This window comes from Bradyrhizobium sp. (assembly GCF_049512235.1).
Classification (GTDB): domain Bacteria; phylum Pseudomonadota; class Alphaproteobacteria; order Rhizobiales; family Xanthobacteraceae; genus Bradyrhizobium.
Window position 1 is genome coordinate 1 of record NZ_JBEKXH010000420.1, and the last position, 7779, is coordinate 7779.

Below are 7779 nucleotides of genomic sequence, written 5' to 3' on the forward strand. Positions count from 1 at the left end.
AACTACACACTTTCATTCTTCGGCATCGGACCGATCCCCTGGACCGGCGATGCCAATTGGGCCCGCTTTTCCGTTATCCTGGTCAACATCTGGTACGGCGCCCCGTTCTTCATGATCATGTATCTGGCATCGCTGAAGTCGGTGCCAGAACAGCTCTATGAGGCGGCCGCGATCGACGGCGCCAACTGGTGGCAGCGCATCTGGTACGTGACGCTGCCGATGATGCGCAACATCATAGCGATCACCACGCTGTTCTCGTTGATTGTGACGTTCGCGAATTTCGACATTGTGCGGATCCTGACCGCGGGCGGGCCGCTGGACAGCACCCATCTGTTCGCGACCTGGGCCTTCAGGCTGGGCATCGAAGGCAGCGATATTCCGCTCGGCGCCAGCGTCTCACTGTTCATGGTGCCGATCCTTGCGGTCGCGGCGATCTTTATCCTGCGCGGCGTCACCAAGCGCGGGAACGAAGCCTGATGGCCAGCACCGTGGTGATCGACAAGGCAGCGCCGACGCGCACGGTCAAATATGGCAGCATGAGCCGCGACCGCGCCTGGGCGCTGCGCTGGTCGTACTTCTTTCTGGTGCTGTTCGCGATCTTCTCGCTGGTGCCACCGCTTTACATGCTGATCACCTCGCTCAAGAGCAGCGCCGAGATCTCGGCGGCGACCAATCCGTGGTGGGTTTTCCATCCGACGCTGGAGAACTACGTGGGACTGCTGACATCGAACCAGTTCCTGACCTTCTTCCGGAACTCGGCACTGGTCTCGATCATCGTGGTGACCGTCACCATGCTGATCAGCGTGCCGGCGGCGTTCGCGCTGGCGCGCATGCGCTTCTGGGGCTCGGCGACGCTGGCGACCGGGGTGTTCCTGACCTACCTCGTTCCCGACAGCCTGCTGTTCATTCCGTTGTTCAAGATGTTCGCGGTGTTCGGCGACTGGACCGGCATCCAGCTGATCAACAAATGGTACGTGCTGCTGCTGGTCTATCCGACGCTGACCGTGCCGTTCTGCACCTGGATCATGATCGGCTACTTCGCCTCGATCCCGAAGGAACTGGATGAGGCCGCCATCATCGACGGCGCCTCGTGGTTCCAGACCCTGACGCGGATCTTCATTCCGGTCGCGCTGCCCGGTCTGATCGCCGCGACCATCTTCGCCTTCACGGTCTCATGGGCGCAATTCCTCTACCCGCTGGTTTTTACCACCTCGACCGATCAGCTGGTGCTGCCGGTCGGCATCATCACCACCTTGATCAAGGGCGACGTCTTCAACTGGGGCCAGATCATGACCGGCGCCCTGCTCGGCGCGGCGCCGCCGCTGATCATCTATGCGTTCCTGATGGACTATTACATTGCCGGACTGACGGCCGGCGCGACAAAGGGTTGATGCTCATGGCTGACGTCACGTTGCGTAAGGTGATAAAACGTTACGACGAGGTCGAGGCCGTGCGCGGCATCGATCTCGATATCGCCGACCACGAGTTCGTCGTGCTGGTGGGGCCATCGGGCTGCGGAAAATCGACCACCTTGCGGATGATCGCGGGGCTCGAGGATATCACCGACGGCGATATCATGATCGGCGGCGACGTCGTCAATGACGTGCCGCCAAAGGACCGTGACATCGCGATGGTGTTCCAGAACTACGCGCTTTATCCGCATATGACGGTGGCGGAGAACATGTCGTTCGGCCTGCGGCTGAAGCACTATCCGAAGGCCGAGATCAAGAGCCGGGTCACCGAAGCGGCGCGCATGCTCGACATCACCGATCTGATCGACCGCAAGCCGAAGCAACTTTCCGGCGGCCAGCGCCAACGCGTCGCGATGGGACGCGCCATCGTGCGCAACCCGAAAGTGTTTCTGTTTGACGAACCGCTTTCCAACCTCGACGCCAAGCTCCGGGTCCAGATGCGGATCGAGATCAAGAAAGTGCATCAGAAGGTCCGCACCACGACCGTCTACGTCACCCACGATCAGGTCGAGGCGATGACGCTGGCCGACAGGGTCGTCGTCATGAACAACGGCCGCATCGAGCAGATCGGCACGCCCAATGATCTTTACCACCACCCGGCGACACGCTTTGTTGCCGGCTTCATCGGCTCGCCGGCCATGAATTTCGTGCCTTGCCGGCTGGAGGAAACAGGCGGAAACCTGCACATCCGGCTGACCGACCGTATCGCCTTCCCGCTGCCAGCACGTCGCGCAACGCGCTATCAAACTGTCGCACGCAACGAGAAATTACTGCTGGGGCTGCGGCCGGAGCATATCACCGAGGCCAACGCCCATCCGGAACCGGGGGTGGAAAGCTTCGACGCTGTACTGGACGTCACCGAACCAATGGGCATGGAGACGCTGATTTATTTCACGCTCGAAGGCAGCCAGATTTGCGGACGGGTTAATCCCAATGCCGGCGCCCGCGATGGCGGGTCGCTCCGATTGGCAGTGGACCTCAACAATATGCACCTGCTAAATGAGGTCACGGGGGCCGTCATTTGACGGCCCCCGTGACCAGATAAGCCATGAGGCTGAGAAGCCTTGGGCTCGGCCGGGGACTAGGCGGGACATTTGGAATGGCGACCAACAAGAAGAAAATTTTCATTACTGAATCGATGTCGGAGCCGGGACGGGCTTTACTGAAGGAGCGGGATGACATCGAGATCGTTGAATTTCCCAACATGATTTCCGCTTCCGATTTCGAGGCCATGCTCAAGGCGCAGGCGCCGGTTCACGGTGTGGCGCTCGGTGCGACCCGGTTCGGCGAACCCGAGCTTGAAGCTTCCAAGGAGATGACGGTCGTGACCCGGATCGGGGTCGGCTATGACGCCGTCGACGTCCCGGCGCTCAGCCGCCGCAGGATCCCGTTGATGGTGGCGGGCACCGCCAATTCTCCGTCGGTCGCGGAACAGGCCTTGTTCATGATGCTGACCTTGGCCAAGCGCGCGGTCGAGATGCATTGCATCGTCAAGGACGGCAAATGGGGTCATCGCCTCGGCATGTTGCCCTATGATCTCTATGGCAAGACCGTCCTGATTATCGGCTTCGGCCGCATCGGGACCCGCACCGCCAAACGCTGCCTGGCCATGGAAATGCAGGTTTTGGTCTACGATCCGTACAAGACGGCGGCGGACATCGCGGCGGCGGGCTGCGAGGTGGCTGCCGATCTTGATGCGGCGCTGCCGCGCGCCGACTTCGTCAGCATCCACTGCCCGAAAACGCCGGAGACGGTCGGGATGTTCAACGTGGCGCGGTTGCACCGCATGAAGCCTTCGGCCTATCTCATCAACACCGCGCGCGGCGGGATCGTCGACGAGGCTGCGCTGCACGACGCGCTGGTCGCAGGCCAGCTCGCCGGCGCCGGTCTCGACGTCTTCGAGCAGGAGCCGCCGCCGTCAGGTCATCCGCTGTTTGCGCTTCCCAATGTGATCATGGCCCCGCATGTCGCTGGCGTTACGCGTGAAGCCGTCGACCGCATGAGCGAGCAGACCGCGCGCAATATCTTAAGCGCGCTCGACGGCGACCCGATCCGCCACAACGTCATCAATCAGGACGTGCTCGGCTGATCCGATGTTCGGCAACTTGCCCGTGACTTCACCGGCTTCGTTATCTCCTGATAGCAGGTACCCAGATGGCCTTCAGCGAATACGGCAGCTATGACGGGGTGGGCCTTGCCGCATTGGTCCGCAACAAGCAGGTCAGCGCCAAGGAATTGCTGGACGAAGCGATCGCCCGCACGGCAAAAATCGATCCGCACATCAACGCGGTGGTTGTAAAGCATTACGACTATGCCGAGCGACAGATCGAGCGCGGACTTCCGGATGGCCGCTTTACCGGCGTGCCCTTTCTTCTGAAGGACCTTGATCTTCTGCAGGGTACACGGACCACCTCGGGCGCGAGCGTCTACCATGACAACGTCGCCGACCATACCGGCACCCTCGCCCAACGCTTCCTGGATGCCGGGGTGACGATCTTCGGCAAAAGCTCAAGCCCGGAATTCGGATTGATGCCGACCACCGAGTCCCGTTTGTTCGGTCCTACCCGAAATCCCTGGAATCTGGCACACTCTTGCGGTGGTTCGTCCGGCGGCGCGGCAGCAGCAGTGGCCGCGCGCATCCTTCCCCTCGCCCATGCCAGCGACGGCGGCGGCTCGATCCGCATTCCCGCTTCCGCATCCGGCGTGTTCGGATTGAAACCGACCCGCGCCCGCAATCCGCTCGGCCCGGATCGCGGCGAAGGCTGGGGCGGGTTTTCCTGTGGTCACGTGCTCAGCATCAGCGTCCGTGACAGCGCGGCGATGCTGGATGCCGTCCACGGCCCCGAACAGTCGAGCCCTTATCGCGCGCCGCCGCCGGAACGGCCCTTCCTTCAGGAAGTCGGACGTGATCCCGGCCGGCTGCGCATCGCCTTTACCGACAAATCCCCTTATGGCGACGCCATCGATCCCGAAATCGCAAACGCCGTCCGCGATGTAGCAAGCCTGCTGGCAGGGTTCGGCCATCACGTCGAGGAGCGCGCGCCGATGCTGGAGGCCGATCCGGCGGTGGTGATGTCGACCATCGTCAGCGCCAATACCGCGCTCAATGTGCGCGTTGCCGAGCAGCGCTTTGGTCGCGCGATGACGGACAATGATTTCGAAATATTGACGCTGGCAAGCGCCCACAATGCGCAAAAGGCGAGCGCGACCGACTATGTCGCCGCGCAACTTGACGCCTTCCGCATTTCGCGCGGGCTGGCGATGTTCTTGGCGACCTGCGACGTGTTGTTGTGCCCGACGCTTTGCCTGCCACCGCTGCCGATCGGCGAGCTAAACACGATGTCACCGGACCTGTCGCACATCGCACCGATCCTGCGACGCTATATGCCTGCCACCGCCATGTTCAACATGTCGGGCCAGCCCGCGATGTCGGTGCCGCTAGCCTGGAATGCGGCCGGGTTGCCGCTCGGCATGATGTTCGCCGCGCGCTTCGGCGACGAGGCGACTTTATTCCGTCTGGCGGCCCAACTCGAGCAGGAGCGCCCCTGGAAGGACAAATTGCCGCCGGTCTGCGCCTGAGCCTTGGCCGCAATGTCCAGGTCCGCAAAAGATCTCACACTCGGCGCGCAAAGCGAGAGCGCCGTCCACCGACCGGACGCTGCGGCCGCGCCGCCGCCCGGGAGCGCACCCGTCTGGCCATCAGGGACTGCTCGGGGCTGAGCGGCTGAAAACTATAAACGTTGCCGTCGATCTGGACGAGCGGCGACGCCTGCCAGAGATTATCGTTGCCGTCGATGTAGAATACGCCGCCCCCGTCCGCAAAATAATCGAAGGCCAGAACATTTGAAGCCACCAGGGTGCGGCAGCTAAATCCCTGGCCAAAACCTGAGGTCTCCGAGCAGGGCGGCAACGGAACAGTTCCGAATGGCGCGTTCTCCAGCCACAGATTGCCGTCCTGTCCGAGCACGTAAACCGTCTCCGCGTCCACCGCCAGGAAATCGCCGATGTTGCCGTCAACGTGAGTGCGCAGCGGCGGGATTTGCCCCCAGGGTCCCTGGTCGAGCCACAGATCATTGTTGCGATCGGCGACGAATACATGCGTCGAATCGATGGCATTGAAGAACACGACATTGGAGTCGACCTGGGTGCGGCAGCCCGCCGTTCCGCCGTTGCACGGCGGCAGAGGAACCGTTCGCGTTGTCGTCATTGCCGAGGACAAATATCTCACTTGGGCTCCACGGCGAAAAGCCGCCCACGCTGCCGTCAATCCGATAGCGGTTGCTCGCGGCAGGGGGGAAGGAGGATGTGTCGCGCAATGGGACTTGTCCGAACGGCCCGACTTCAAGCCAAAGATTGCCGTCGGTGCCGAGGACGAGCACCTCCTGCGCGCTGAACGCGCCGAAATATGAGACGTTGCCGTCGACCTGGGTGCGAAGCGGCGGGATCTGTGTTCCGAACGGTGCTCCCTCGAGCCACAAATTGCCGTCGGTACCGAGCACGAAGATTTGCTGAACGGACATTGCAGGGTCTCACTCTCCTAACATCGCCCCGGATAGGTCGCCGCTGCCGGGCATCAGGTTCAAGCTGAGAGAGGTTCGCAGGGCAGCTGGCGCGGCGACCAGACCACGTCGTTTCGTGCGGCGATCCGGCTCGACCGGGACCCCCCAAAGACAAATTATTGCCGGATTTGGGCCTGAACCGACAAAACTCAGCCGTAATCGAGAGCAAATCTTTAGATATAGGTAGTAAGGGCTGAGTTCCGTTTCCCTTGCGTTGCGTATTTTGGGAGAGTGAGCGTGAGTAACAGCGACCCGACCGATCATGCGCTGGCGGCTATCGCCAGTATCCTCGACCACCCGGAAGCCCCGCATTCCGCACAAAAGAGCATGGTCGAGGAAAAGCCGACCCCTCGCCTCACCGAGGCGGATGGTTATCACAAGTTAGGTCCCGGCCCTTTGGCCGCGATCCGATTCAAATGGACGGTCCGCCGTGGGGACGACGGCGAATATTATGTGGCCGAGACACTCGGCGATTCCAATGCTGTCGTCGCCGGCCCAATGTCTCCGGCTGAAGCGATCAGGCTGGTGGACGCGCGCGAGAGCGAGGCGCAGTTACGCTACCAGGCGCTCAGAAGCGAAATGTACGGGCGCCGCAACATCGCGGATTTCGCCCGGAAGGGCGGCGAAACGTAACGAAGCCCGGCCAGGCATCCGGAGATTGGCTGGGTGGTATTCCCAGGTAGTCCTTCTTGACGAGGCTGGCGCCACGATGGCGCAGGATGTCGTAGGCGGTCGGTTGAAGGCCGGCATCGCCGCAAGAGGCTTTAACGTCCGATCACGGCCAGGTCCCCGGAGTGATCGGACGCCGTTTCCGGAGAATCAGATGCTTCGAATACTTCGCTGTCTTACCGCGGCGTTTTCCCTTTTTGTGGCCACCGCGCATGCGCAGCAGGTCTCTCGCCTCGACGAAATCATCACGCGCGGGACGCTGCGCGTCGGGATGACCGGCGACTATCTGCCGTTCAGCTCGCTCGAGAAGGCCACCGACGTGTTCAGGGGATTCGACGTCGACATGGCGGAGCAGCTCGGCAAGGCGCTCGGCGTCAAGGTCGAGTATGTACATACCGCATGGCCGCAATTGATGAAGGATTTCGAGGCCGACGATTTCGATATCGCGATGGGCGGGGTCTCGATCACGCTCGATCGGCAGAAAAAGGGCTTGTTCTCTACCCCTATCATGCGCGAGGGCAAGACGCCGATCACGCGCTGCTCCGACAAGGGCAAGTACCAGACCATCGCCGATATCGACAAACCGGGCACGCGCGTGATCGTCAATCCTGGCGGCACCAACGAGCGATTCGCCCGCGCCAACGTCAAAAATGCCGAGATCAGGATCTACAATGACAACGTTTCGATCTTCGACGAGATCGCCAGGGGCGAAGCGGATCTGATGATCACGGATGCGTCGGAGACCCGCTATCAGCAGAAGCTTCACCCTGGCGTGCTCTGCGCGGTGCATCCGGATCAACCATTCGACTTTGCTGAGAAGGCGTACTGGTTGCAGCGCGATACCGCACTGAAGGCATTTGTCGATCAGTGGCTGCACATCGCGGTCGAGGATGGCAGTTTCAGGAAGGTCTATTCGGCGTGGTTCGAATAAATCTTGGCTCCGAACAACTTGGGTGGGAAATTGTTATTGAGGGGGGTCTCTGTGGTCGCGCTGGACGGGCCAATGGCGAGCGATTGAACCAAAGCCTTTGATCCCCGACTCAACCCATGAGAGTGATGTGGATCACGTTGGCGGATGC

At 61.5% G+C, this 7779-nt stretch carries 9 protein-coding genes; 7 read left to right on the forward strand and 2 right to left on the reverse strand.

What is annotated here, in order from left to right; translation table 11 throughout:
* The 5 genes from ABSG20_RS28110 to ABSG20_RS28130 form a co-directional block, all read left to right on the forward strand.
* On the forward strand, positions 1-477 hold a 477-nt coding region (locus ABSG20_RS28110), incomplete at its 5' end, for a carbohydrate ABC transporter permease (RefSeq protein WP_423867735.1).
* Entirely contained in the window at positions 477-1391 is a 915-nt protein-coding gene (locus tag ABSG20_RS28115; protein ID WP_423867736.1) for a carbohydrate ABC transporter permease, read from the forward strand. The genes ABSG20_RS28110 and ABSG20_RS28115, both read left to right, overlap by 1 nt.
* Positions 1392-1396: 5 nt before the next feature.
* On the forward strand, positions 1397-2497 hold the full coding sequence (locus ABSG20_RS28120) for an ABC transporter ATP-binding protein (protein WP_423867737.1): 1101 nt from the start codon (positions 1397-1399) through the stop codon (positions 2495-2497).
* 74 nt (positions 2498-2571) lie between these two features.
* Positions 2572-3561, forward strand: a complete 990-nt coding sequence (locus tag ABSG20_RS28125; protein ID WP_423867738.1) for a hydroxyacid dehydrogenase — start codon at positions 2572-2574, stop codon at positions 3559-3561.
* Between the two features lie 65 nt (positions 3562-3626).
* On the forward strand, positions 3627-5051 hold the full coding sequence (locus ABSG20_RS28130) for an amidase (RefSeq protein ID WP_423867739.1): 1425 nt from the start codon (positions 3627-3629) through the stop codon (positions 5049-5051).
* A gap of 34 nt (positions 5052-5085) precedes the next feature.
* Here the strand turns inward: ABSG20_RS28130 and ABSG20_RS28135 are convergent, their stop codons facing one another.
* The gene (locus ABSG20_RS28135) at positions 5086-5598 is read right to left on the reverse strand and encodes a hypothetical protein (RefSeq protein ID WP_423867740.1); all 513 of its coding nucleotides are present in this window, start codon (positions 5596-5598) and stop codon (positions 5086-5088) included.
* A complete protein-coding gene (locus ABSG20_RS28140) occupies positions 5543-5992 on the reverse strand; it encodes a hypothetical protein (RefSeq protein WP_423867741.1) in 450 nt (149 codons plus the stop codon). Before ABSG20_RS28140 ends, ABSG20_RS28135 begins: the two co-directional genes overlap by 56 nt.
* Positions 5993-6268: 276 nt before the next feature.
* On the opposite strand from ABSG20_RS28140, the gene ABSG20_RS28145 reads away from it, so the two are divergent.
* Both ABSG20_RS28145 and ABSG20_RS28150 read left to right on the forward strand, forming a co-directional pair.
* Positions 6269-6664 carry a hypothetical protein gene (locus tag ABSG20_RS28145; RefSeq protein ID WP_423867742.1) on the forward strand — a complete coding sequence of 132 codons (396 nt, stop codon included), beginning with the start codon at positions 6269-6271 and terminating at the stop codon, positions 6662-6664.
* Positions 6665-6854: 190 nt separating this feature from the next.
* Positions 6855-7631, forward strand: coding sequence for a transporter substrate-binding domain-containing protein (locus ABSG20_RS28150; RefSeq protein ID WP_423867743.1), 777 nt, complete (start codon positions 6855-6857; stop codon positions 7629-7631).
* The last annotated feature ends 148 nt before the right edge of the window (positions 7632-7779 follow it).